Here is a 24,350-nt window from a genome sequence, read left to right as displayed (position 1 = left end):
CTGCCGGGAGCCCGATTCTCCGCCGTGGTCCCGCGCCGGCCGGCTGCGACCGTGGGCACGTCGTCCTGCCGGCCGGCGACTCCGGTGACCGGATCTTTCGCACCACCCCACCGTGCTGACGCCACCACCTGACGCCGGCACATCCCCAGGGCATCCACGGCTGCTCGTGATGACCCCGATCGAAGGAGTGGACCATGAAGGCCATCGGTGAGGCTCGTCCCGCCTCTCCACCCAGACGCGGCTGGCGGTCGGGGCTGGCCGCGGCGGCCGCCGCGGTGCTGGCGGCGAGCGCGCTCGTGGCGGTGAACGCGGCGCCCGCGGCGGCGGCGACCGTGGACCCGAATGCCTGGTACGTGTTGGTGAACCGCAACAGTGGTAAGGCGTTGGACGTGTACGGTCTGGCGACCAACGACGGTGCGCGGATCAGCCAGTGGACCCGTAACGACGGCGCCAATCAGCAGTGGCAGTTCGTGGACTCCGGTGGTGGCTACTACCGGTTGAAGTCCCGGCACTCGGGCAAGGTCCTCGACGTGCACAACTGGTCGACCGCCGACGGGGGGGCGATCGTGCAGTGGTCGGATCACAACGGCACCAACCAGCAGTTCCGGTTGGCCGACTCGGACGGTGGTCATGTCCGGTTGATCAGCCGGCACAGCAACAAGGTCGTCGAGGTGCAGGGTGCCTCCACCGCGGACGGCGCGAACATCGTGCAGTACGCCGACTGGAACGGCGCCAACCAGCAGTGGCAACTGGCCCGGGTCGACGGCGGGGGCGGCCCCACGTCGCCACCACCGACCGGTGGCACCGGGTGCGGCAAGGCCCCGACGTTGTACAACGGCACGCACACCATCCAGAGCAACGGCAAGAGCCGCCAGTTCATCCTGCGGATGCCGGCGAACTACAACAACAACAACCCCTACCGGCTGATCTTCGCGTTCCACTGGCGCGGCGGCACCATGCAGGAGATCTCCTCCGGCGGCACCAGCGGGAGCGCCTGGTCCTACTACGGCCAGCAGGAGCAGTCGAACAACAGCGCGATCCTGGTCGCGCCGCAGGGGCTCGGTAACGGCTGGGGCAACGCCGGCGGCGAGGACGTCACCTTCGTCGACGACATGATCCGTCGGATCGAGAGCGACCTGTGCGTCAACCCGAGGCAGCGCTTCGCCCTCGGCTTCAGTTGGGGCGGTGGCATGAGCTACGCTCTCGCCTGCGCCCGGGCCACCGTCTTCCGGGCGGTCGCCGTGATCGCCGGTGCGCAGATCAGCGGTTGCAGTGGCGGTACCCAGCCGATCGCGTACTTCGGTCTGCACGGCATCTCGGACAACGTCCTCAGCATCGGCCAGGGCCGAGGGCTGCGCGACACCTTCGTCCGCAACAACGGGTGCAACGCCCAGAACCCGCCGGAGCCGGCAGCGGGCAGCCGTACGCACATCACCACGGCCTACTCCGGCTGCCGGGCCGGCTACCCGGTGCAGTGGGCGGCCTTCGACAACGGGCACATGCCCGGGCCGGTGGACGGGACGTACGCCGAGAGTGGCATCACCACCTGGACCAAGGGTGAGATCTGGCGCTTCTTCGCCCAGTTCTCCTGACCGGGCCGAGGGTGACGGCGGGTCTCGGCCTCCTGGCGGCAGTGGGAGCCAGGAGGTCGGGCCCGTCGGCCCGGCGTGTCCCGGGTCAGCGTTGCAGGCGGTCCGGCTTGCCCGAGCCGCTGCGGCGGACCACCCAGGCCTCGGTGATGTGGGTGAACATCGCCGCCGCGGCCCCTTCCGGGTCGTGGGCGGCGATCATCTCGTAAACACGTCGGTGTCCACGGTTGGAGGCGACGCAGAGCGACCGCTCGGTGCGGCCGGTGTACCGCGCCGTGTTCACGACCTGACTCTCCAGCGCCTGCACGACGCCACGAGCGATGCGGTTCCCGGACGCCTGCATGACGGTGTCGTGAAAGGCACGGTCGAGTTCGTGGTAGGCCACGGTGTCGCCGACGAGCTCGTCCATCCGGTCGACCAGGGCGCGCAGGCGGTCCACGGTCTCCTCATCGGCGACCCGGGCGGCGACGTGTGCCATGTCGGACTCCAGCAGCCGCCGGGTCACCACCACGTCGTCGAGGATGGCGAGGCTGTCGTCCTCGGCGATGGTGGCCGCGAGGACGAGCTCGTCGAGCATGTCCCAGTTCGAGGGCGGGGTGACCATGGTGCCGGCACCCTGACGGACCTGCACCAGACCCTTCTCCTGGAGGATCTTCACCGCTTCCCGGACGACCGTTCGACTGACGGAGAAGGTCTCACAGAGCACCGGCTCGGGAGGCAGCGCGGTGCCGGACGGATGCACCCCGCGAACGATGCGTTCCACCAGCTCGGCGGTGACCGCCGTGGCGAGGTTGGTGGGGCGGCGCGACCAGGTCGGGGCGGCCAGCTTCTCCAGGGCCGTCTCCTGCGATGGCGTCATGTCCCCCTCCGATTGGCTCGTCGTACCACGACGTCCAGGGCCAGTGTACGGCTGACTGTTGACGTCAGACGTCATACGAGTTACGTTCTTGATCACGTTGGCTGCGGCAGGCCGTCAGCCACTCCCTTCAGAGGTGAACAACGATGAAACAACGAGCATTGTGGTCCGCCGTCCTCGTTGTGGGACTGGCGACGGCAGGTTGTGGAAGTGCCAGCGACACGGGCCCCTCCTCCGGCGGCTCGACCGACAAACTGGTGGTGTGGGACTGGAAGTCCGGCGAGCCGTCGGCCAAAGCGTATGTCGACAAGGCGAAGGCCGACTTCGCCGCCAAGCACCCCGACGTCACGGTCGAGTTCGTCGCGCAGCCGTTCGACCAGTACTACACGCTGCTCGGCGCGGCCATCCAGTCCGGCAAGGGCCCGGACGTGATGCTGTTCAACGGCGGCGGCCAGATCCGGGACCGGGTCGACGCGCTGGTGCCGCTCGACGAGTACGTGGCCGAGGACAAGCAGCGGCTCGCGGGTTGGGACGCCTTCACCAAGGACGGCAAGGTCTACGCCGCGCCGGTGACGCTGCAGGGGCACCCCATCTACTACAACAAGGCGCTCTACGAGAAGGCCGGGCTCGATCCGGCGAGCCCCGCCACGACCTGGGACGAATTCCTCGCCGACTGCGCCGCCATCGACAAGGTCGACGCCAAGTGCTTCGCGCTGGGTAACAAGGAAGGTGCCGGGATCCAGTTCTGGATGTCGGCCCTGGGCTCCGGCATCCTCACCGCCCAGGAGTACGACGACTGGATCGCCGGCAAGCGCGACTGGACCTCGCCGAACGTGAAGCGGATCTTCGAGCTCTGGAAGGAGGCCGGTGACGCCGGCCTGAACAACGACGGGGCCAACTCGACCGCGATGTTCAACGACTCGTTCGCGCTCTTCCAGTCCGCCAAGGCCGCGCACGTCATCGGGCTGATGTCGGACGTGGGGCACTGGAAGGACTTCAACGAGTTCCTCACGCCCGAGAAGCTCGGCGTGATGAAGGCACCGGTGGTCACCCCCGGCACCACGCCGAGCCTGGCCTATGACGGCGGCATCGGGTACGCGGTGGCGAAGTGGACCAAGGATCCCAAGGTCGCCGCCGACCTGGTGCGGTCGCTGACCTCGACCGGAGCGCTCCAGGCGTTCTACGCTGAGGCCGGCGCGATCGCCGCCGACACCACCATCGACGTGTCGCAGGCCGGTCCGGCCGCCGCCGCGATCGTCGCCGCGCTCGACAGCGGTAAGCCCGCCCTGCACGTGGCGCTCTCCTCGAAGACCCTGGACCTGATGGGACGGGTCTCCCAGCAACTGCTCAGCGGCTCGATCAGCGTCGACGAGGCGGTGAAGCAGCTGGCAGCTTCCGACCAGGCGGGCTGATTTCGTGCCGATCGGAAACGCAGCACCGTCGGTCCGTCCGGTGCCCGCCGGACGGACCGACGGGGCGGCGGCCGGCGCCGCGGGCCGCCGCCGTGGTGCCCGGGCCCGGCCCGGCCGCGGCGGTTCGCGGGCCGAGCGCTTCGCCCCCTACGTCCTGGTAGCACCCGCAATCCTGATCATCGTGGTGCTGCGGCTGTATCCGTTGCTGCTCGGGGTCAACTTCTCCTTCACCGGAGACGGCGAGCGCAACGGTCAGGCGGTGGGTCTCGACAACTACCTCGAGTTGATCGATGACCCGCTGTTCCGTACCGCACTGAGCAACGTCGGGCTGCTGGTGCTGTTGCTCCCGGTGGCGGTGGCGATCCCCGGTCTGCTGGCGACGTTCATCTACCTCAAGGTGCCCGGACATCGCTTCTACCGCAGCGTCTACTTCTTCCCGGCGGTGCTCTCACCGGTCATCGTCGGCGCGATCTTCAATCTGCTGCTGGCCTTCGACGGTCCGGTCAACGCCGTGTTCGAGGCGGCCGGCATCAGCCCGGTGGACTGGCTCGGCAATCCCGACGTCGCGATGTTCGTGGTGGTCGGCGTACACATCTGGGCCACCTTCGGAATGGCGCTCGTGGTCTTCCTGGCCGGGTTCGCGACCCTCGACGCCGCACTGCTGGACGCGGCCCGCGTGGACGGTGCCTCGCTGCCCCAGGTCATCCGGCACGTGATCATCCCGGGCCTGTCCCGCACCATCGCGTTCGTCGCCGTGACCACCATGGTCGGGATGCTGACCTCGATGTTCGGCCTGCTCTACGTGATGACCAGCGGTGGGCCGGAAGGATCCACCTATCTCCCGGAGTACTACATCTGGATCCAGCAGGGCCAGATGAACCGGCCCGCCCTGGCCTCGGCCGCGTCGACGGTGCTCTTCGTGATCATGCTCGTCGTGGGGCTGCTCCAGGTGAAGCTGCTCCGGCGGGCCGGAGGTGAGGACTGATGTCCCGGGTACGACTGAGCCGGTGGCTGCTGGCCATCCCGATGTCGCTGCTCGCGCTGGCGACGATCTACCCACTGCTGTTCACCGTCAACGTGGCGATGAAGACCCGGCGCGACTACATCCTCGACCGGTTCTCCGTGACCGACACCCTGCGCTGGGACAACATCAGCGCGGCGTGGAACAGCGTCGGCATGGACCGGTACTTCCTCAACTCCCTGATCGTGGTGACGTCGTCGGTCGTCCTGCTGCTGCTGCTCGGGTCCATGGCCGGCTTCGCCCTGAGCCAGCTTCGGTTCCGTGGCTCCTCGGCGCTGTTCCTGGGCTGCCTCGCGGGCCTGTTCGTGCCGTTCCAGGTGATCATGGTGCCGCTTGCCCGGATCATGGCCGACACCGCACTCATCGACACGTACCCCGGACTGGTCCTGGTCTTCGTGGCCCAGTTCCTGCCCTTCACCGTCTTCCTGATGACCAGTTACTACAAGACCATCCCGCGGGAGGTCATCGACGCGGCCCGGATCGACGGCAACAGCGTGTACGGCGTGTACCGCCGGATCATGCTGCCGCTGGGCACCCCGGCGCTGCTGTCGGTCGGCATCCTCAATGCGCTGTTCTGCTGGAACGACGTCCTGATGTCGCTGGTGATGATGCCGTCGGCGGATCACCGGACGCTCATGGTCGGCGTGACCTCGCTGCGTGGCCAGTACTCCGACGACATTCCCACCTTCGCCTCGGGGGTACTGATCGCCGCGATACCGGTCCTGGTGGTCTACCTCTTCCTCCAGCGCCAGATCGCCGACGGCGTCGCCGCCGGCTCCACGAAGGGCTGACATGCGCATCACCGGATATCGGACGCTTACCACGGTCCACGAATGGGGGCGGCCGGTCGGCGACGCCAACGGCGTGTTCGCCGACGGGAGGGTCCCGGTGCCGATCGTCGTCGTGGAGACCGACGAGGGGTTGTCGGGTGTCGGCATCGGCCCGCACGTCGAGATCGAGCGGATCTTCGCGGCCATCGACGGTGAGGATCCCCGCGCGGTGACGACGCTCTACGACCGGATGCTGCGACACACCTTCAAGGCCGGTCACGCCGGCCCGGTGTTCGGCACCATCGGCGCACTCGACACCGCGTTGTGGGACATCAAGGCGCAGGCGGCCGGCCAGCCGCTGTGGCGGTTGCTGGGCGGCCGTGACCGCCGGGTCCCGGCGTACGCGTCCGGGCTCGACATCGCCCTCAGCGACGAGGAACTCGCCTCGGCGTACCTCCGTTACGCCGAGCACGGGCTGCGGGCCGCCAAGCTCAAGGGCGGACTCGACATCGAACACGACCGACACCGGCTCCACCTGGTCAAGGAGATCCTGACCGAGGCCGGTCACGGACTACGGCCGGGTCTGATGCTCGACGTCAACGAGGCGTGGACCCGCAAGCAGGCCGTCCGGCACGTCTGCGAACTCGAACGCACCCTCGACCTCATCTGGATCGAGGAGCCGGTCCGGCGCTGGGACGCCGAAGGACTCGCCGCCGTCGGCCGGGGGGTGCGGGCCTCCGTCGCCACCGGCGAGAACCTCACCGGACTCGAGCAGTACCGCCCACTGATCGCCGCCGGCGCGGTCGACGTCGTCCAGACGTCCGCGATCGGTGGAGTCACCCACTTCCTGCGGGTGTCCGCCCTGGCGCACGCCTACGACCTGCCGGTCAGCCCGATCGGCAACAGCCCGCTCGGGCTGCTGCACGCGGCCACCTCGGTGCCGAACCACCTGACCAGCGAGTTGCAGGACCTCTGGCCGCCGGTCGGCGTCTCCGTCGACGTGCACGTCGAGGACGGAGCCTTCATCCTGGGCGACTCGCCGGGGCTCGGGCTGCGGGTCGACGAACAGCGGATCCGGGCCATGGACCGGCACCCGCAGGCACCCGCGGTCGACGGGCCGAACGTCCGGCCGGAGCAGGCCGGGCGACGGCTGCTGGCGGCGACGGACGGTGTCCTGCCGACCGCCGGCGGCTTCCCGCTGGCCCGGGCGGCCACCCCGGCACACAACAGCAACCAGGTGTCGCCGACCGGAAGCCACTGACCCGGACCCACGGTGGTGGCCGGCGGCACGAGCGACGCGCGGCCGTTGATACGGAGGATCGATGAAGGCAGTGATCTACCGGGGAGCACGGCGCCTCGGAGTCGAGGAACGTGAGCCCGCCGCGCCCGGGCCCGGCGAGCTGGGCATCTCGGTGGCCTACACCGGGATCTGCGGCACCGACCTGCACATCTACCACGGGGACATGGACTCCCGGGTCGGTGCCGCCGCCGTCATCGGGCACGAGATGTCCGGACGGGTCGCGGCGCTGGGCGAGGGCGTCACCGGTTGGTCCGTCGGCCAGCCGGTGACGGTGCTGCCCACCAGATGGTGCGGGCGGTGTGCCGCCTGCCGACGCGGCAACTCGCACATCTGCCACGCCATGGACTTCCTCGGCATCGACTCGCCCGGCGCCATGCAGTCCGGGTGGAACGTGCCGGCGGAACTCGTCCTGCCGCTGCCCAAGGACCTGCCGCTCGACCAGGGCGCACTCGTCGAACCGGTGGCCGTCGCCGTGCACGACGTACGGCGTGGCGCGGTGGCCTCCGACGACCACGTGGTCGTCGTCGGCGGCGGGCCGATCGGGGTGCTCATCGGCACCGTCGCCCGGGGCCGCGGTGCGCGGGTCCTGCTCGTCGAGCCGGACCCGACGCGGCGCGCCGTGGCGGGCGACATCGGCATCGAGGCGGTCGATCCGGCCGCGATCGACGTGGCGGCGTTTGTCGCCGACCGGACCGACGGCGCGGGTGCCGACGTCGCCTTCGAGGTGTCCGGCGCGGCGGCGGGTGTCGGCACGGCGGTCGAGGTGCTGGCCGCCAGGGGACGACTGGTGATGGTGGCGATCCATCCCCGGCCGCGAGAGGTGAACCTGCACCGGTTCTTCTGGCGCGAGTTGGAGCTGCTCGGCGCCCGCCTCTACCAACGGGACGACATGGTGGAGGCGATCCGGCTGGTCGCCTCCGGTGCGGTACCGGCGCGGCAACTGATCTCCCGCGTCGAGCCGCCGGAAGCGGCGACCGAGGCGTTCACCGCGCTGGAGCGCGGCGGTGTGATGAAGGTGCTGCTCGACTGGCGGGAGGATGACCGGTGACGAACCCGTTCGACCTGTCCGGACGGACCGCCGTGGTCACCGGGGCCCGGCGGGGCATCGGCCTGGCCATGGCCGAGGCCCTCGCCGCGGCCGGCGCCGACGTCGTCGGTGTCTCCGCACACCTGGAACCGGAGGAGAGCGAGGTGGCGCGCCGGGTGCGGGCCACCGGCCGACGGTTCACCGCGCTGCGCGCCGATCTCGCCGACCGGGCGGCGGTCCGCCGGCTGGCCGGTGAGCTGATCGCGCTCGGACCGATCGACATCCTGGTCAACAACGGCGGCACGATCGCCCGCGCTCCAGCCGTCGACCACCCCGACGAACTCTGGGACCAGGTGATCGAGGTCAACCTGAACAGCCAGTTCGTGCTGAGTCGGGAGATCGGCCGGACGATGGTGCAGCGCGGCCACGGCAAGATCATCTTCACCGCGTCGCTGCTCAGCTTCCAGGGCGGCATCACGGTGCCCGGGTACGCCGCGTCGAAGTCGGGCGTGGCCGGTCTCACCAAGGCGCTGGCGAACGAGTGGGCGGCGCACGGGGTGAACGTGAACGCGATCGCCCCCGGTTACATCGCCACCGACAACACCCGGGCCCTGCGTGAGGATCCCGAGCGCGACCGGGCGATCCTCGCCCGGATTCCGGCCGGCAGGTGGGGTGCCGCCGACGACCTCGGCGGAGCCACCGTGTTCCTGGCGTCGGCGGCCTCCAACTACGTCAACGGGATCGTGCTGCCGGTCGACGGGGGATGGTTGGGCCGATGACCTACGCAGCAGCCGGGCCGACCGGCATCGTCGACGCTCACCACCACCTGTGGGTCCGGGCCCGGCATCCCCAGCCGTGGATCGACCCGGTGACCATGGCGGCCATCGACGCCGACTTCGAACCGACCGACCTGGCTCCGCCGGCCCGGGCGGCGGGCGTCACCGCCACGGTCGTCGTGCAGTCCATCGCCTCGGCGCGGGAGACCGTGGACCTGCTCCGCGTCGCGGCCGACGACGTCCTGGTCGGCGGGGTCGTCGGCTGGGTCGACCTGGCAGCCCACGACGTCGCCGATCAGCTCGACCGGCTGTGCGCGGCCCCCGGCGGGCAGCACCTGGTCGGCATCCGTCACCTCGTGCAGAGCGAGCCCGACCCGGCCTACCTGGACCGACCGGACGTCCGCCGGGGCATCGCCGCGGTCGGCGCCGCCGGCCTGGTCTTCGACCTGCTGGTCCGGCAACACCAGTTGCCCATGGCCGCCCGGTTGGCGCACGACCTGCCGGACGTGCGCTTCGTCCTGGACCACCTCGGCAAGCCCGCGCTGGGCACCCCGGAGTTCGAGCACTGGAAGCGGGACCTACGGGCTCTCGCCGCAGCGCCCAACACGACGGCCAAGGTGTCCGGCCTGACGACCGAGGTGCCCCGGTCACCCTGGACGGTGGCCGATCTCCGACCCGCCGTCGACCACGCACTCGACGTGTTCGGGCCGCGGCGACTGATGTTCGGCTCGGACTGGCCGGTGTCCCTGCTCGCCACCTCGTACGCCCGCTGGGTGGCAGCGGTCACGGAGTTGCTGGGCGACCTCGACCCGACCGACCGTGCGGCGTTCTGGGCGGGCACCGCCCGGCGCTGCTACCGATTGGCAGCGTGATGAGGAAACATGCACTGCCGCGCCGGCCGGCGATCGGCCTCACCGAGTTGGGCTTCGGCGCGGCCCAGGGCGGCAACCTGTACCGGGCGACCACGGACGAGGAGTTCGCCGCCGCGGTCGACACCGCCTGGACGGCCGGCGTGCGGTACTTCGACACCGCGCCGCACTACGGCCTCGGGCTGTCCGAGCGTCGCCTGGGCGGTGCGTTGCGGCACCGACCACGCGACGAGTACGTGGTGTCGACGAAGGTGGGCCGGCTGCTGGAGCCGTCGCCGCAGAACGCGCACCAGCGCGACCCCGAGGGGTTCGACGTTCCCGCGAGCCATCGCCGGAAGTGGGACTTCAGCCGCGATGGGGTACGCAGGTGCATCGAGGCCAGCCTGGAGCGCACCGGCCTGGATCGGATCGACATCGCCTACCTGCACGATCCTGACGACCACTGGGAGCAGGCCGCCGCCGAGGCCGTGCCCGCCCTGGTCGAGCTGCGCGACCAGGGTGTGGTGGGTGCGATCGGGGCCGGCATGAACCAGTCGGCGATGCTCGCCCGGTTCGTCCGGGAGACCGACGTGGACGTGATGATGTGCGCCGGCCGGTACACGCTGCTCGAACAGGGCGCGGCCGACGACCTGTTGCCGCTCGCGGAGAGCCGGGGAGTGGGCGTGGTGATCGCCGGCGTCTACAACTCGGGCCTGCTGTCGCGCGACCACCCACCCGCCGACGCGTTCTACAACTATCAGCAGGCGCCGGCGGAGCTGATCGAGCGGGCGCGTCGGATCGCCGAGGTCTGCGACGCGCACGGTGTCACCCTGCCGGAGGCGGCGCTGGCCTTCGTCCGACGGCATCCGGCCGTGGTCTCGACGGTGGTCGGTGTCCGCGACGGTTCGCAGATGGCGCAGACCGTGCGACGCTCGGCGGCGGTGGTGCCCGACGAGCTGTGGCCGTCGCTGGCCAGCGCCGGGCTGCTCGCCTCGAGCTGACCTCTGGCGACGTCCCTGGTCCGCTCCTGCGGCCCAGGGACGTCGCCGATGGTCGCGGCTGTCAGGCCAGGCTGAACCGCCACTGCTGGTTGGTGCCGCTGTGGCAGGTCCACTGCAACAGGCGGGCGCCGTCGGTGGTGGCGCCGCCGTTGACGTCGATGCAGAGCCCGCTCAGCACACTCTTCACCGTGTAGACCCCGGTGGTGCCGGTGGAGGTGACGGTGAACTTCTGCTGGTTGCCGTTGTTGCAGGTGGCCTGCTGGAGGAAGGCGCCGGGGGTGGTGGAGCCACCGGTGATCTCCGCGCACTTGTTGCTGTGCACGGCCCGCAGATAGACGGTGCCGCCGCCGGCGTCGACCGCCTGCCACTTCTGGTTGTTGCCCCCGGTGGACGCCCACTGGTGGATCTGCGCTCCGTCGGCGGTGGAGACGCCGCTGACGTCCATCAGCTTGTTGCTGTGTTGGGCGGTGAGCGTCCACGTGCGGCCGGCTATCCCACCGTCGGTGTCACCGACGCCCACTCCCGGACCACCGAAGGTGTGCGAATCGAGGTCGAACCAGTTGTTGGCGCTGCCCTTGAACACCAGGTACAGGGTGTGGGTGCCGGCCAGCGGGGTGACGTTCACCGGCGGTGTGGACTGGTAGTTGTCCCAGCCGCCGGTGCTCGGCACCGGGGTGGTGGCCAGCAGCGTGCCGGTCGCCGACCCGGCCCGCAACTCGATCGATCCGCCGCCGGAGGGCGACGACAGCCGGTAGCTGACGGTGTTGATGCCGGACAGGCTCATCGGGGTGAACGCCACCCAGTCGTTGTTGGAGATGTCCCCGATGCGCTTGCCGCTCTCCGCGCCGGCCTGGTCGATGACCCGGGTGCCGGACTGGCTGCTGTAGTACTCGGCCTGCTTGTGCTTGGGCTGGAGGATCACCTGGGCGCGGCCGGTGAGTGGGGCCGCGCCGCCCGCACCACCGTTGTCGGTGTACCGCGCGTTGAGCACGTAGAACAGGTTGGCACCGTCCGGGTGCCCGCCGAGCAGGTCGGTGGGGATGGTCCCGGAACAGCCGGCGTAGTCGGTGGTCTCGTGCGCGTGGTCGTCGTGCCCGAGCGCCGGGTTGAGGTAGACCTTGCTGCAGTCGACCGCCGCGCCACCCGGATCGGTGACGGTGATCTGGTACGACACCCGGTCGCCGAAGGTGAGCATGCCCCCGTTGGCCGGCGTGGTGATGGTGACCACCGGAGCGGTGTTACCGACGGTGATCGGCACGTTGGCGAAGGCGGTCTTGCCCGAGCTGTCGGTCACCTTCAACTGCGCCGTGTAGTTGCCGTTGCTGGTGTAGACCTTCGACGGGTTGGCCGCCGTGGAGGTGGTGCCGTCGCCGAACGTCCACTGGTAGCTGATCGTGTCACCGGGGTCGGGATCGGCCGACCCGGCGCTGGAGAACTGCACGGTCAGCGGGGCGTTGCCGCTGGTCGGCGTGCCGCTGGCCTTGGCGATCGGTGACCGACCACCCTGGACGTAGTCGATCCGGTAGAGACCGGAGTCGCTGTTGCCGCCACCGAAGTTGGTGCCCCACTCCAGCAGGTAGAGCGATCCGTCCGGGCCGAACTCAAGGTCCATCGGGCTGTTGAACCGGGTGGCGGGCAGGAAGGGGTTGGTCCGGGTGACCGCCGAGGCCGAGTCGAAGTGCATCTCCTTGATGTAGTCACGCGACCACTCGTAGAAGAAGTGCACGCCGTCGTAGTACGGCGGGAACTTCGTCGCCGACGGGTTCGCCGGGTCGTAGCGGTAGACCGGTCCGCCCATCGGTGCCGAGCCACCCGAGCCCACCTCCGGGAAGTTCTGCGAGGCACCGTAGCCGTACCACATGTTGGGCGCGACGACCGGCCGGAGGTTGGTCAGGCCGGTGTTGTTCGGCGAGTTGTTGACCGGTGCGGCGCAGTTGAACTTGGCGCCGACCACGCCGGTGTCCGGGTTGTACGGCGCGTACGGCTGGTTGTCGCCGTGGCAGAACGGCCAGCCGTAGTTGCCCGGAGTCTTGATCACGTTGAGTTCGACGAGGCCCTCGGGCCCCCGGTTGGTGGTCGGCGGGTTCCGGTCCGGTCCGTAGTCGGCCAGGTAGACCCAGCCGTTGGCCGGGTCGATCGAGAAGCGGAACGGGTTGCGGAAGCCCATCGCGTAGATCTCGGGCCGGGTCTGCGCCGTCCCCTGGGGGTAGAGGTTGCCCGAGGGGATGGTGTATCCGCCGCCGGCGGAGGGGCGGATGCGCAGCAGCTTGCCGCGCAGGTCGTTGGTGTTGCCGGCGGTACGCGCCGAGTCGAGCATGTGCTTGCCCGGGCGCCAGTCCAGCGGGGCGTAGCCCTGCCAGTTCGGGTCGAGGTTCGGTGCGACGTCGTCACCGGTGCCGATGTACAGGTTGCCGTCGGGCCCGAAGGCGATGTACCCGCCGGTGTGCCCGGGCTCGGGGTACGTCCGGTCCCGGTAGGCGGGGATGTCGATGATCGTCACCCCGCTGGACATGTTCAACGTGTCGCCGTTGAGGGTGTAGCGGGAGACCCGGTTGACGTCGGTGGAGCTGCTGGCCGGTGCGTGGTAGAGGTACACGTACCCGTTGCTGGCGAAGTTCGGGTCGAGAGCCAACCCGGTGAGTCCGTCCTCGCCTCCGGTGTAGACGCTGAGCGTGCCGGCGGTCACCGTGCTGTTGGTGCTCGGCTTGAAGATCTTGACCTGGCCGCCACGCTGGACGTAGAGCACCCGGCCGTCGGGTGCCACGGCCAGCGCCATCGGGTCGACGGTGTTGCTGTCGAGGGTCCGCTTCTCGAAGTTGCCCCAGACGGTGCCGCCACAGTCGCCCGGCTCGTTGCCGGCGGCCCACTTCACCCCGCCGAGGACGTGGTTGCGGAAGTGGGTCTCGCTGTAGGACGCCGCGGCGTGACCCATCGCGGTGGCCCAGACCCGGCCGCCGCCGGTGTTGCGGCACCAGGAGATCGGGTGATCGGAGCCCATCGCGCGAGGGCCCGGGTTGTACGTGCGCTCGTCGGCGGTGACCAGGACGTGCACCTCACCGCGCGGGTTCTTGTCGAAGTTGTACCACTCCTCGCTGCGGTTCCAGCGATCCGGCAGGCTTGCCGTCGACGGGTGCTTCTTGTCGGCGACGATGGCGGTGCCGGGCAGGACGCCGGGGGAGTGCTCGGGCATGTGGGCACCCGCGTTGATGGTCTGGTCCCACCACGGGTACTCGGCTTCGATGCCCATGTCGGTGGCGTTGTGGATGGCCACGATGCCCTTGCCGCTGGCGAGGTAGCCCTCCACCGCCTGGCGTTGGCTGGCGGAGGTCCACACCATGCCGGACGTCTGGAACATGATCAGGACATCGAAGGTGGCCAGGTTCGCCGCGGTGAAGACGCTGGAGTCCTCACTGTGTACCAGTTCGAAATTGTCGGAGGCGGCCTGCTGCTGGAACATCGAGACCCCGGCCGGGATCGAGTCGTGCCGGTAGCCGGTGGTCTTGGTGAACAACAGGGCGCGGAACTCCGGAGCCGCTGATGCCGGCTGGACCAGCGCGAGCGCCAGTAACAGACCGGAGATCAGTCCGATGATGGCTGTCTTACGACGCATGCCGTCTCCTCGTCGGGGCGGAGCAACAGGGGGCGCGACCACGAGTCCGGTCGCCTCCCACGGCACGTCGGGTGGTGCCTGGTGCCACGACGGGACGCGCGATGGTCGTCGCGCGGTTCGTCGCACCGGGGCGACTCCGCCGGATGTGACGCAGAGTCACGCCTGAGTGGGTTCCGGGCCCCGTGATGGCAAGGAGCCTAATTAGTGCTGATATGGACATATATTGATGTTAACGACAACATGGATGGGACTGATCATTGGCGCCTGCGTTCCCCAGTGGACCTGGCCCGGCGTCGTTGCCTGCCACCGGCCCGGTCGAGAGTCCGGGAAGATCGGGGATTGCGTACCAATCTCCGAGCATCTATCTTCATACGTGTGATGTTTCGGTCATGTCAAGCGAAAGTTTGAGCACGACAACAGGAAGCTTCGCTTCCGATAACTAAAGCCAGGTGACCGGCCGGTCCCGAGCGAATTCTGAGGTGGCACACCGATGCCCTTGGCGATTACTGTCCGTGAGGATTCTTGATGTCGGCTCGACCCCCGGCGCTGCTGACCCTGCGGGGCATCGGCAAGTCCTTCTTCGGGGTACGCGTACTCGACGGTGTCGACCTCGACGTGGCACCGGGCGAGGTGCACGCCGTGGTGGGGGAGAACGGCGCCGGCAAGTCCACCCTGATGAAGATCGTCTCTGGTGGGCACGCCCCGGACGCCGGCACCATCGAGTTCGCCGGGCAGCCCCGCGTCTTCGGCGGCCCGCGGGACGCGCAGCGCGCCGGCATCGGCATCATCCACCAGGAGTTCAACCTCCTGCCGGAGCGCACCGTCGCGGAGAACGTGTACCTGGGCCATGAGCCGAAGCGGCGCGGCCTGGTCGACCGGCGACAGATGCTCAGCCGCACCGCGGAGCTGCTGGCCACCATCGGGGAGACGGACCTGCCCGCGGAGGCCGTGGTGGGCCGCCTCGGAGTCGCCCAGCAGCAGGTGGTGGAGATCGCCAAGGCGCTCGCGCTGGACGCTCGCCTGCTCATCATGGACGAGCCCACCGCCGCGCTCGCCGACCACGAGGTCGAACTGCTCTACGGTCTGGTGCGACGGCTGCAAGAGCAGGGCATCGGCCTGCTCTACGTCTCGCACCGGTTGACCGAGGTCTTCGACCTGTCCGATCGGATCACGGTCCTCAAGGACGGGTGCCTGGTGCGGACGATGCCTACCGCCGACGCCACCGCCGAGGACGTGGTACGCCAGATGGTCGGCCGGGAACTGTCCAGCTACTACCCGGATCGGGCCGTTCCCACGGACATCGGCGCGGTACGGCTCACCGTGCGCGGCGGCGGCAACCGGAAACTACGCGACGTCGACCTGGACCTGCGCGCCGGGGAGGTGCTGGGGATAGGTGGCCTGCAGGGCTCCGGGCGATCGGCGCTGGCCCGCGCGCTGTTCGGAGTGGAACCGTTCACCTCCGGCGTGGTCACGATCGACGGACGACCGACCCGGCTGCGCTCACCGCGCGCGGCGACCCGGGCCGGCCTCGCGTACGTCAGCGAGGACCGCAAGGGCGAGGGCATCGTCGCCCGGCAGTCCGTGCTCGACAACGCCCTGCTCGCGAGCCGGGCGGTCGTGCCGGCCCGCTCGGGCCGCGCCGCGCGCGCCGTACGCGTCCGCGAGCTGCTCGCCGCGGTGGAGGTCCGGGCCGCCGGTGACGACCAGGAGATCCGGTTCCTGTCCGGCGGCAACCAGCAGAAGGTGGTGCTGGCCCGCTGGCTCGCGCTCGACCCGCTGATCCTGCTCTTCGACGAACCCACCCGGGGCATCGACGTGGGCGCGAAGTCGGCGATCCACGATCTCGTCCGTCGGCTCGCCCGCGCGGGTGCGGCGGTACTGATGATCTCTTCCGAGCTGCCGGAACTGCTCGGCATGAGTGACCGGCTGCTCGTCATGCGCGACGGTCGCGTCGCCGGTGAGCTGCCCGCCGGCGCCACCGAGGAGGACGTCCTCGCCCTGGCGGTCGGCACGGTACGGGAGGCGGCGGCGTGAGTGAGCGGAGCGAGCGAGCCGTCGGGCTCGGCGGCGTGAGCCTGCTGCCGCTGCGGCCGACCCGACGGCCGGTGCCGGGCGTGTTCGTGGCGCTGGCCATCACACTGGCGGTCGGTTGGCTGGTCGTCATGATCGACGGCGGTTCACTGTTCAACCAGTCGACGACGGTGAGCCTGTTGCACGTCGCCGCCGGACTGGGCCTCGTCGCCGTCGGGCAGACCCTGGTCATCCTCGGTGGTTCGCTCGACCTCTCGGTGGCGTACGTGATCAGCCTGAGCACCCTCGTCGCGGCCGAGACGATGAACGGCCGCGACGGCGCGTTGTTGCCCGCGGTCGGCCTGGCGCTCACGGTCAGCGCCGCGGTCGGGCTGCTCAACGGACTGCTCGTCACCCGGCTGCGGATCAACGCGTTCATCGCCACTCTCGGCGTCGGGCTGCTGCTCAAGGGATATCTCGACAACGGCTACGACGGTCCGGCCGGCAGCACCTCGCCGGGGCTCGTGCAGAGCCTGGGCTACCAGCGCATCGGCCCGGTACCGCTGTCCTTCCTGCTGCTGCTCGCCGTCACCGGGGCGTGCTGGTTCGCCCTGGCGCGGACCCGGTTCGGTCACCACCTGGTCGCCGTCGGCGGTGACCCGGAGGTCGCCCGGCTCTCCGGCGTCCGCAACGACCGGGTGCTGGTCACCGCCCACGTGCTCTGTTCGCTGTGCGCCGGGCTCGCCGGGATCTACCTGGCCAGCCGGCTAGGCTCCGGTGCCCCCCGGGTGGGCACCGAGGGCCTCTACGACCTGGAGTCGATCGCCGCGGTGGTGATCGGTGGCACCGCTCTAGCCGGCGGCAAGGGCGGCGTCGTCGGCACGCTCGGTGGCGTGCTGCTGCTCGCCAGCATCGACGCCATCTTCAACCAGCTCGAGGTGGACGCCTTCTTCAAGCAGGTCATCCGGGGAGCCATCATCATCGCCGCGGTGGCCGTCTACGCCCGTCGGGCCATGCGAAAGGCGGCCGTCTGACATGCGACTCGTCCAGCGTCGCCCGCTGCCGCCCCAACTGTCCCGGGTCCGCACCGGTGGCCTGCTGCCCCTGCTCGCGATACTCGCGGTGTTGCTGGTCCTGGTCGCCGTACGCCAGCCCGACTTCCTGGCTCCGGCCTCCCTGATGTCCTTCCTCGGCCGGTCGGCCCCGATCATCCTGCTCGCCGCCGGTCAGTACTTCGTGATCGTCTCCGGTGAGTTCGACCTGTCCGTCGGCTCGCTGGTCACCGCGCAGGTCGTGGTCGCCGCCCGGCTCATCGACAGCGATCCGTCCCGGACCTGGCCGGTGGTGCTGGTGCTGCTCGCCGGTGGGGTGCTCGTCGGGCTGGTCAACGGGCTGATCACGACGCGCCTGCGGGTGCCCTCGTTCATCACCACCCTGGGCATGTTCCTGATCCTGGTGGGGGCGGTCTATCTCTGGTCCGACGGCGCGCCGAAGGGTGGGCTCTCCGAGGAGTTCCGTCGGTTCGGCCGGCGCGCCTTCGAGGACGTGCCGGTGCTCGGCCGCATCCCGTACGCCCTGGTCGTCCTGCTGGTCCTCGCCACGCTCGCGGTGCTGCTGATGCGCTCCGACTTCGGCCGGATCCTGATCGCGGTCGGGGACAACGCGCGGACGGCGGCGCTGAGCGGCGCCCGGGTGGGCCGTACCCGGACCATCGCCTTCATGCTCAGCGGCCTCGCCGCCGCCGTCGCGGCCATCCTGATCGGCGGCTACAGCGGGGTGTCCTTCCAGGCCGGTGCCGGGCTGGAGTTCGGTGCCATCACCGCGGTCGTCCTTGGCGGCGTCGCCCTGGGAGGCGGACGTGGCTCGGTCGTCGGCGCGATGCTCGGCGCGCTGACCCTGGAACTGCTCTTCACGCTCATGAACTTCTACGGCGTCTCCGGCGCCCTCAGACCGACCGTCCAGGGCGCCATCATCCTGTTCGCCGTGGCGGTCTCGACCCGACGTTCCACGTCGAGATAAGGGGAATTCTCATGAAACGACGCATGGCGGCCACGGCCGCGCTCCTCCTGGTGTCCCTCGTCGGCTGCGCCACCGACGAGCCCGTGGCGACTCCGTCGGACGGCGCCTCCGCACCACCGGCCGGGGCCGGCACCGGCGAGCAGTCGAAGTTCTTCGTGCAGGCCGACTACGACAACGAGCTCGCGTTGCTCGACGCCGCACCGACCGGGCCGGCCGACAAGCCGTGGGAGCAGGTGCTCAACCCGAAGATGGTGGACACCGCCAAGTTCAAGAAGGACGGCCCCCACAAGATCTGCTTCTCGAACGCGGCGCTGAACAACCCGTGGCGGCAGGTTGGCTTCAAGACCATGCAGGCCGAGGTCGAGGCGCAGGGCGACCGGATCTCCGAGTTCGTCCACGTCGACGCCGAGGGCAAGGACCAGAAGCAGATCGCCGACATCAACGACCTGCTCGGCAAGAGCTGCGACGCGCTCATCGTCTCGCCGAACACCACCGCCACGCTCACCCCGGCCGTGACGGCGGCCTGCGACGCCGGTCTGCCGGTCATCGTCTTCGACCGTGGCGTCGACACCGACTGCCCGGTGACGTTCATCAACCCGATCGGCGGGTACGGGTTCGGTCACGTCGGCGCGGAGTTCGTCAGCCAGCGGATGAAGCCCGGCGGCAAGGTTCTCGCGCTGCGCATCCTGCCCGGTGTCGACGTGCTGGAGACCCGGTGGTCCGCCGCGAAGGTGGCGTTCGACAAGGCGCAGGTCGACGTGGTCGGGGTCGAGTTCACCGACGGTGACCCGGCCAAGACCAAGAAGATCGTCAACGACTACATCCAGCGGCACGGCACCATCGACGGTGTCTGGATGGACGCCGGCGCGGTCGCCGTCGCGGCGGTGGAGGCGTTCCAGGACGCCGGTCAGCCGGTGCCGCCGATCAACGGTGAGGACCAGCTCGACTTCCTCAAGATGTGGAAGGACGAGGGGCTGACCGCGATCGCGCCCACCTACCCGACCTACCAGTGGCGTACGCCGATCATCGCGGCGCTGCGGATCCTCGACGGCCAGCAGGTGTCCGACCCGTGGAAGCTGCCCCAGCCGACGATCACCCAGGAGAACCTGGACAGCTACCTCGACCCGAACATGCCGCCGCTGCACTACGCCATGTGCGGCTGCACCGACCTGCCGGGTTACCCGCAGCGCTGGAAGTAGGCGTCCGATGCGTGCCGTCGGTGTCAATCCCTGGGTCTGGGCCTCGCCGGTCGACGACGAGGCCCTGGCCGCGCTGATTCCACGGATCGCGGCGCTCGGCTTCGACGCGGTCGAACTGCCGATCGAGCAGCCGGGCGACTGGGATCCGTACCGGGTCCGCGACCTGCTCGCCAGGTACGGGCTGGCCGCGGCCGGCGTCTGCGCGGTCACCCCACCCGGGCGGGAACTCGTCAATGCCGAGCCCGCCGTGGTGGAGGCCACGGTGGCGTACCTGAACGGCTGCGTGGACAGCGCGGCGATCATCGGCGCGCCGTGCGTCGGTGGTCCGGTCTACGCGTCGGTCGGCCGCACCTGGCGGATGACGCCGGCCGAACGCGCCACCTGTTACGTAGATTTCCGTCGCGCGCTGGTGCCGGTCGCCGACCGGGCCGGCGAGCGGGGGGTGTCCATCGGGGTGGAGGCGCTCAACCGGTACGAGACCAGCGTCGTGAACACGCTCGAACAGGCCGTGGAGATGATCGACGGGCTGCCGTCGAACGTCGGTCTCATGATTGACACGTATCACATGAACATCGAGGAGGCGAACCCGTACGCGGCGCTGGCCGCGGCGGGTCCGCACATCAAGCACGTACAGGTCAGCGGCACCAACCGGGGCGCGCCCGGGTCGGACCACCTGGACTGGCCCCGGCTGCTCGCCGCCCTGGCCGCCACCGGCTACTGGGGTGCGATCTGCATCGAGTCGTTCACTCCGGAGAACGCGACGATCGCGACCGCCGCGTCGATCTGGCGTCCGCTCGCCCCGTCACCGGACCGGCTCGCGGGGGACGGGCTGGCCTATCTCCGCAGCATCCTCGGCTGAGCCGCGCCGCCCGCGCCGGCATCGGGTCACCGGCGTGATCTCAGTCGATCCTTGCGCAGACATCATTCGTATGATGAACTGCCGTCCACATACCACCCACCACATCGCACCACCCGTCCAGGTAAGGAGACCCCCGTGTCCGTACCTCCACCCCCCGGCACACCCCGACGGGTGCTGGCCGCGACGGCGGCGGTGGCGCTGACCGCCGCGGCCACCGTGGCCGCCGTGACCACGTTCGCCGCACCGGCCCTCGCCGCGACCACCACCCTCTACGCGTCCCCCTCCGGTGGCGGCAGCGCCTGCACCGCCACCCAACCGTGCTCGTTGACCGGTGCGCAGACCGCCGTCCGCTCGATGAACAGCTCGATGTCGGGCGACATCGTCGTGCAGCTGGCGGACGGCGTCTACCGGCTCTCCTCGCCGCTGCGGTTCACCGCCGCCGACTCCGGCACCAACGGCTACCGGGTCATCTGGCAGGCGGCACCCTCGGCCCGCCCCGTGATCAGCGGTGCCCGGGCGGTCACCGGCTGGTCGCAGGTGGACGCCGGCCGCAACATCTGGCGGGCCAACGTCGGCGCCGGCACCGACACCCGCCAGCTCTACGTCAACGGGGCACTCGCCACCCGGGCCCGCACCCAGGTCAACCGGGCGGACTTCACCGCGGACAGCACCGGCATGCGGTTCACCAGCGGCGCCCTGAGCTACCTCAACAACCTGGCCAACCAGAGCCGCATCCAGATGGAGAGCGTCAACTCGTTCACCGACCGGTACGTGTCGGTGCAGAGCATCAGCGGCAACCTGATCCGGATGCAGCAACCCGGCTGGAGCAACAACAACTTCGGGTACGACACCTTCACCAGCCCGCACCGCGCCGGGCCGCTCTACCTGACCAACGCCTACGAGTTCCTGGACACCCCGGGGGAGTGGTACCTCGACCCGGGCAGCGGCGCGCTGAACTACATCCCGCTCGCCGGCCAGAACATGAGCAGCGTGAGCGTGGAACTGCCGACGCAGCAGTCCCTGGTCAACCTCGGTGGGACCTACGCCTCGCCGGCACACCACATCTCGTTCACCGGCATCACCTTCACCGGCACGACCTGGCTGGGGGCCAGCAGCAACCAGGGCTACGTGGACCAGCAGACCGGCGCCTACATCTACGGCAACTGGAACTGGCCCAGCTTCTCCTCCTGCCACAACGGCTGCCCGCAGTTCGAGGCCACCCGGCCGAACTGGCAGCAGATGCCCGCCGCCGTGCAGGTTTCGGCCGCCAACAACATCACCTTCAGCGACTCCCAGTTCGTCAACCTCGGGCAGACGGCCATCGGCATCGGCAACGACGCCAACGCCCACGCCAGCGGGGTGGGCCTGGGGGCCAGCAACATCACCGTCACCCGCTCCGAGATCGCCCGCAACGCGGCCGGCGGCATCGTCGTCGGTGGCGTACGCGCCGACGCCCACCACCCCAGTGACCAGCGGATGGTCAACCGGGACATCACCATCAGCAACAACCGCCTGCACGACCTGGGCATCGAGTACCGGGGCATCGTGTCGGTGCTCACCACCTACGTCACCAACTCCACGGTGTCGTACAACGAGGTCTACAACATGCCGTACACCGGCATGTCCATCGGGTACGGCTGGGGCTCCAACGACGCGGGTGGCAGCGAGCACTACGCCGGCCGTGGCCTGTACAACTACCAGCCGCGCTACACGACGGCCACCACCGCGTCGAACAACCGCCTCATCGGCAACTACGTGCACGACGTGATGCAGCAGATGAACGACGGCGGCTGCATCTACACCCTGTCGGCGAACCCGGGCGGGTTGATCAGCGACAACTACTGCCTGCGGACCAACGGCTACTTCGGCGTCTACTTCGACGAGGGGTCCCGCTACTACACCGCCCGCAACAACGTGTTCTCGTCCACCGGCACCTGGGCCACCGCCAACTACTGGTACGCCGAGAACATGGGCAACTTCACCGTCACCAACAACTGGTCGACGAACGGCAGCACCAACGTGACGAACGGAGACCGGGGCAACGTGGTGTCCGGGAACGTGACGGTGACCAACGGGAACTGGCCCTCCGGTGCCCAGGCGGTGATGGCCGGGGCCGGCCCGCAGGGCGGCAGCAGCACCCAGAACGTGCAGATCGTCGGTACCCAGTCCGGGCGGTGCGTGGACGTCGAAGGTGCGAGCACGACCAACGGCGCCCAGGCGAAGCTCTGGGACTGCCACGGCGGGACGAACCAGCGGTGGACCTACACCGCCGGCAAGCAACTCATGGTGTACGGCAACAAGTGCCTCGACGCGTCCGGGCAGGGCACCAGCAACGGCACCCTGGTGATCATCTGGGACTGCAACGGCCAGATCAACCAGCAGTGGAACGTCAACGCCAACGGCACCATCACCGGTGCCCAGTCCGGGCTCTGCCTCGACGCCAGCGGGTACGGCACCACCAACGGCACGGTGGTCCACCTGTGGGCCTGCCACGGCGGCGCCAACCAGCAGTGGAACCTGCGTAACTGACGCCCCTTGTGGGTGGGTTCGCGCGGCGAACCCACCCACAAGGGCCGGCCCGCTGCCGGTTCAGGACGCCTGTCGTCGGAGATGTTCGGCGAAGGCGGCCTGGCTGCCGAGCATCTGCAGGATCGCGTTGCGGTAGGCGACCGACGCCCACAGGTGCAGTTCCTCGTCGTCGATGTCGCCGAAGACCCGCGCGAGGGCCTTGCGTCGGCGGCGGTCGAGGACCTTCTGCGGTCGGGCCAGCAGATCGCCCTCGCGGCGCAGGGCTTCCAGATAGGCGGCGACGGCCGAGGTGTACTCGGCGCCACCGAGGTCCGCAAGCAGGCCGAACTCGAAGGCGTGCAGCGCCGCTTCCGACTCCCAGTCCGGGGGACGCTTGACGTGGCGGATCAGCATCGCGTGGCGCGCCTCGAACAGCAGCAGGATCCCCCGGCCGAGCCGGCTCAGCGGCCGGCGGGGCGACGGCAGCCGCAACGTGCGTACCGGTTGTCCGGTGGCCACGTCCACCGCACCGGCGAAGCTGGGCATCCGCTGACTGCCGGGCACCGGGTCGGGCACCAGGCACACCGGGTCGGCGTACACCAGAGTGGTCTGGCCGGACAGGGCGCGCACCGTCGTCGCGTACCGCTCGGCGAAGGGCCGGTCGTCGGCCGGTGCGCCGGGAGTCAGGGCGTAGACCACCCCCGGCACACCGGCGGCGGGTACGCCCAGCACCCCGGAACCGCGCAGGAAACCCCAGGTCGTCTCGGCCCAACGGCTGCGCCGCGCCACCTCGGCGGCGGTGTCCCGCCAGTCGCGGGCAAGCCGTAGCCGCTCCCACACGTCGGTGGCGTCGGTCAGCTCGCCGAGTGCCCGGGGCAGTACGGTCCCGGAGTCGACGTCGAGCGGGTCGGTGACCACCGACGCGACGACCGCCGCGTGCTCGGCGCAGTCCGCGTCGGTGTGCGGATCGCCGGCCGCGCCGTGACAGTCCGCCAACCAGGTGACCTCCGGACTCGTCGACTGCCGGGCGAACGCCGGCGCCGGCAGCATGCCGGCGTGCAGGATCCTCTCGTACTGCACTCTGGAGCGGGCCGTCCGCAGCATGTCCAGCGGCAGCACCGGGGCCAGCTCCACGACCGTATCGATGATGACGCAGTGCGGGCAGGCGGGCCCGTCCGGGTCGACGACGCGGAACTCCCGCAGATGGTCGAGCCCGGGCTGCTCCCACTGCACACCGATGCCGCCGCCCTCGCGCAGCATCAGGTAGAGGTGAGTGGTGGCCTGCCGGTCCCGGGTGACGGCCACCATCTCGTCGAGGAACCGCCGCCGGCTGATCTGTTCCACCGGGTCACTGTATCGACCGTGGTCGCGATCATGGACGCGCCGCGACCCGGCGGAAACCGGTGTCCGCCTACCGACTCGGTCGACTATCCTCCGCGTCGACATCCGTCGAAGGACAGGAGTTGAGATGCGCCTCGACCTGGTCACGGCCCCCGCTCCGACGCGAGAGCTCACCGTGCGCTGACCCGTGCGGCCCACCGCCGG

At 69.8% G+C, this 24,350-nt stretch carries 18 protein-coding genes; 15 read left to right on the top strand and 3 right to left on the bottom strand.

Annotated features, from left to right (window positions below; genetic code table 11):
* Positions 1 to 194: 194 nt before the first annotated feature.
* Entirely contained in the window at positions 195 to 1,592 is a 1,398-nt protein-coding gene (locus tag O7605_RS10810) for an RICIN domain-containing protein (protein ID WP_269739062.1), read from the top strand.
* Between the two features lie 85 nt (positions 1,593 to 1,677).
* On the opposite strand, the gene O7605_RS10805 is transcribed toward O7605_RS10810, so the two are convergent.
* Positions 1,678 to 2,448 (bottom strand): FadR/GntR family transcriptional regulator, encoded by a 771-nt coding sequence (locus O7605_RS10805; RefSeq protein ID WP_269739061.1) that lies wholly within the window; start codon positions 2,446 to 2,448, stop codon positions 1,678 to 1,680.
* A gap of 143 nt (positions 2,449 to 2,591) precedes the next feature.
* On the opposite strand from O7605_RS10805, the gene O7605_RS10800 reads away from it, so the two are divergent.
* The 8 genes from O7605_RS10800 (at position 2,592) to O7605_RS10765 (ending at position 10,600) form a co-directional block, all read left to right on the top strand.
* A complete protein-coding gene (locus tag O7605_RS10800) occupies positions 2,592 to 3,857 on the top strand; it encodes an ABC transporter substrate-binding protein (protein ID WP_269739060.1) in 1,266 nt (421 codons plus the stop codon).
* Positions 3,858 to 3,861: 4 nt separating this feature from the next.
* Positions 3,862 to 4,842, top strand: coding sequence for a carbohydrate ABC transporter permease (locus O7605_RS10795; protein ID WP_269739059.1), 981 nt, complete (start codon positions 3,862 to 3,864; stop codon positions 4,840 to 4,842).
* A complete protein-coding gene (locus O7605_RS10790; protein WP_164445419.1) occupies positions 4,842 to 5,669 on the top strand; it encodes a carbohydrate ABC transporter permease in 828 nt (275 codons plus the stop codon). The genes O7605_RS10795 and O7605_RS10790 overlap by 1 nt, the downstream gene beginning before the upstream one ends.
* A gap of 1 nt (position 5,670) precedes the next feature.
* Positions 5,671 to 6,909, top strand: coding sequence for a mandelate racemase/muconate lactonizing enzyme family protein (locus tag O7605_RS10785; RefSeq protein ID WP_269739058.1), 1,239 nt, complete (start codon positions 5,671 to 5,673; stop codon positions 6,907 to 6,909).
* Positions 6,910 to 6,970: 61 nt separating this feature from the next.
* Positions 6,971 to 7,996 (top strand): zinc-dependent alcohol dehydrogenase, encoded by a 1,026-nt coding sequence (locus tag O7605_RS10780; protein WP_269739057.1) that lies wholly within the window; start codon positions 6,971 to 6,973, stop codon positions 7,994 to 7,996.
* Positions 7,993 to 8,754: an SDR family oxidoreductase gene (locus O7605_RS10775; protein ID WP_269739056.1), complete on the top strand. Its 762-nt coding sequence runs from the start codon at positions 7,993 to 7,995 to the stop codon at positions 8,752 to 8,754. Before O7605_RS10780 ends, O7605_RS10775 begins: the two co-directional genes overlap by 4 nt.
* Positions 8,751 to 9,623, top strand: a complete 873-nt coding sequence (locus O7605_RS10770; protein ID WP_269739055.1) for an amidohydrolase family protein — start codon at positions 8,751 to 8,753, stop codon at positions 9,621 to 9,623. The genes O7605_RS10775 and O7605_RS10770 overlap by 4 nt, the downstream gene beginning before the upstream one ends.
* The gene (locus tag O7605_RS10765; protein WP_269739054.1) at positions 9,623 to 10,600 is read left to right on the top strand and encodes an aldo/keto reductase; all 978 of its coding nucleotides are present in this window, start codon (positions 9,623 to 9,625) and stop codon (positions 10,598 to 10,600) included. Before O7605_RS10770 ends, O7605_RS10765 begins: the two co-directional genes overlap by 1 nt.
* Positions 10,601 to 10,661: 61 nt before the next feature.
* Here the strand turns inward: O7605_RS10765 and O7605_RS10760 are convergent, their stop codons facing one another.
* Complete coding sequence (locus O7605_RS10760; protein WP_269739053.1) at positions 10,662 to 14,210, bottom strand: ThuA domain-containing protein; 3,549 nt, start codon at positions 14,208 to 14,210, stop codon at positions 10,662 to 10,664.
* A 525-nt stretch (positions 14,211 to 14,735) separates the two neighbouring features.
* Here O7605_RS10760 and O7605_RS10755 point away from each other — a divergent pair.
* The 6 genes from O7605_RS10755 to O7605_RS10730 all read left to right on the top strand — a co-directional run bounded on the left by O7605_RS10755 (position 14,736) and on the right by O7605_RS10730 (position 22,826).
* Complete coding sequence (locus O7605_RS10755) at positions 14,736 to 16,244, top strand: sugar ABC transporter ATP-binding protein (protein ID WP_269739052.1); 1,509 nt, start codon at positions 14,736 to 14,738, stop codon at positions 16,242 to 16,244.
* Positions 16,241 to 17,254 (top strand): ABC transporter permease, encoded by a 1,014-nt coding sequence (locus O7605_RS10750; protein WP_269739051.1) that lies wholly within the window; start codon positions 16,241 to 16,243, stop codon positions 17,252 to 17,254. Before O7605_RS10755 ends, O7605_RS10750 begins: the two co-directional genes overlap by 4 nt.
* A gap of 1 nt (position 17,255) precedes the next feature.
* Complete coding sequence (locus tag O7605_RS10745) at positions 17,256 to 18,239, top strand: ABC transporter permease (protein WP_269739050.1); 984 nt, start codon at positions 17,256 to 17,258, stop codon at positions 18,237 to 18,239.
* A gap of 11 nt (positions 18,240 to 18,250) precedes the next feature.
* The gene (locus O7605_RS10740) at positions 18,251 to 19,438 is read left to right on the top strand and encodes a substrate-binding domain-containing protein (RefSeq protein WP_269739049.1); all 1,188 of its coding nucleotides are present in this window, start codon (positions 18,251 to 18,253) and stop codon (positions 19,436 to 19,438) included.
* A 7-nt stretch (positions 19,439 to 19,445) separates the two neighbouring features.
* Complete coding sequence (locus O7605_RS10735; protein ID WP_164445410.1) at positions 19,446 to 20,297, top strand: sugar phosphate isomerase/epimerase family protein; 852 nt, start codon at positions 19,446 to 19,448, stop codon at positions 20,295 to 20,297.
* Positions 20,298 to 20,432: 135 nt separating this feature from the next.
* Positions 20,433 to 22,826: an RICIN domain-containing protein gene (locus O7605_RS10730; RefSeq protein ID WP_269739048.1), complete on the top strand. Its 2,394-nt coding sequence runs from the start codon at positions 20,433 to 20,435 to the stop codon at positions 22,824 to 22,826.
* A 60-nt stretch (positions 22,827 to 22,886) separates the two neighbouring features.
* On the opposite strand, the gene O7605_RS10725 is transcribed toward O7605_RS10730, so the two are convergent.
* Positions 22,887 to 24,149 carry a hypothetical protein gene (locus tag O7605_RS10725; protein WP_269739047.1) on the bottom strand — a complete coding sequence of 421 codons (1,263 nt, stop codon included), beginning with the start codon at positions 24,147 to 24,149 and terminating at the stop codon, positions 22,887 to 22,889.
* Between the last annotated feature and the right edge of the window lie 201 nt (positions 24,150 to 24,350).

It is taken from the genome of Verrucosispora sp. WMMA2121 (assembly GCF_027460185.1).
Lineage (GTDB): Bacteria > Actinomycetota > Actinomycetes > Mycobacteriales > Micromonosporaceae > Micromonospora > Micromonospora palythoicola.
The sequence above is the reverse complement of the archived record's forward strand: the minus strand, read 5'-3'. Positions and strand labels throughout refer to the sequence as shown.

Coding starts and splice junctions, on each gene's coding strand:
- O7605_RS10810 (WP_269739062.1), top strand. CDS start 195: ATGAAGGCCATCGGTGAGGCTCGTCCCGCCTCTCCACCCAGACGCGGC.
- O7605_RS10805 (WP_269739061.1), bottom strand. CDS start 2,448: ATGACGCCATCGCAGGAGACGGCCCTGGAGAAGCTGGCCGCCCCGACC.
- O7605_RS10800 (WP_269739060.1), top strand. CDS start 2,592: ATGAAACAACGAGCATTGTGGTCCGCCGTCCTCGTTGTGGGACTGGCG.
- O7605_RS10790 (WP_164445419.1), top strand. CDS start 4,842: ATGTCCCGGGTACGACTGAGCCGGTGGCTGCTGGCCATCCCGATGTCG.
- O7605_RS10785 (WP_269739058.1), top strand. CDS start 5,671: ATGCGCATCACCGGATATCGGACGCTTACCACGGTCCACGAATGGGGG.
- O7605_RS10780 (WP_269739057.1), top strand. CDS start 6,971: ATGAAGGCAGTGATCTACCGGGGAGCACGGCGCCTCGGAGTCGAGGAA.
- O7605_RS10770 (WP_269739055.1), top strand. CDS start 8,751: ATGACCTACGCAGCAGCCGGGCCGACCGGCATCGTCGACGCTCACCAC.
- O7605_RS10765 (WP_269739054.1), top strand. CDS start 9,623: ATGAGGAAACATGCACTGCCGCGCCGGCCGGCGATCGGCCTCACCGAG.
- O7605_RS10760 (WP_269739053.1), bottom strand. CDS start 14,210: ATGCGTCGTAAGACAGCCATCATCGGACTGATCTCCGGTCTGTTACTG.
- O7605_RS10755 (WP_269739052.1), top strand. CDS start 14,736: ATGTCGGCTCGACCCCCGGCGCTGCTGACCCTGCGGGGCATCGGCAAG.
- O7605_RS10745 (WP_269739050.1), top strand. CDS start 17,256: ATGCGACTCGTCCAGCGTCGCCCGCTGCCGCCCCAACTGTCCCGGGTC.
- O7605_RS10740 (WP_269739049.1), top strand. CDS start 18,251: ATGAAACGACGCATGGCGGCCACGGCCGCGCTCCTCCTGGTGTCCCTC.
- O7605_RS10735 (WP_164445410.1), top strand. CDS start 19,446: ATGCGTGCCGTCGGTGTCAATCCCTGGGTCTGGGCCTCGCCGGTCGAC.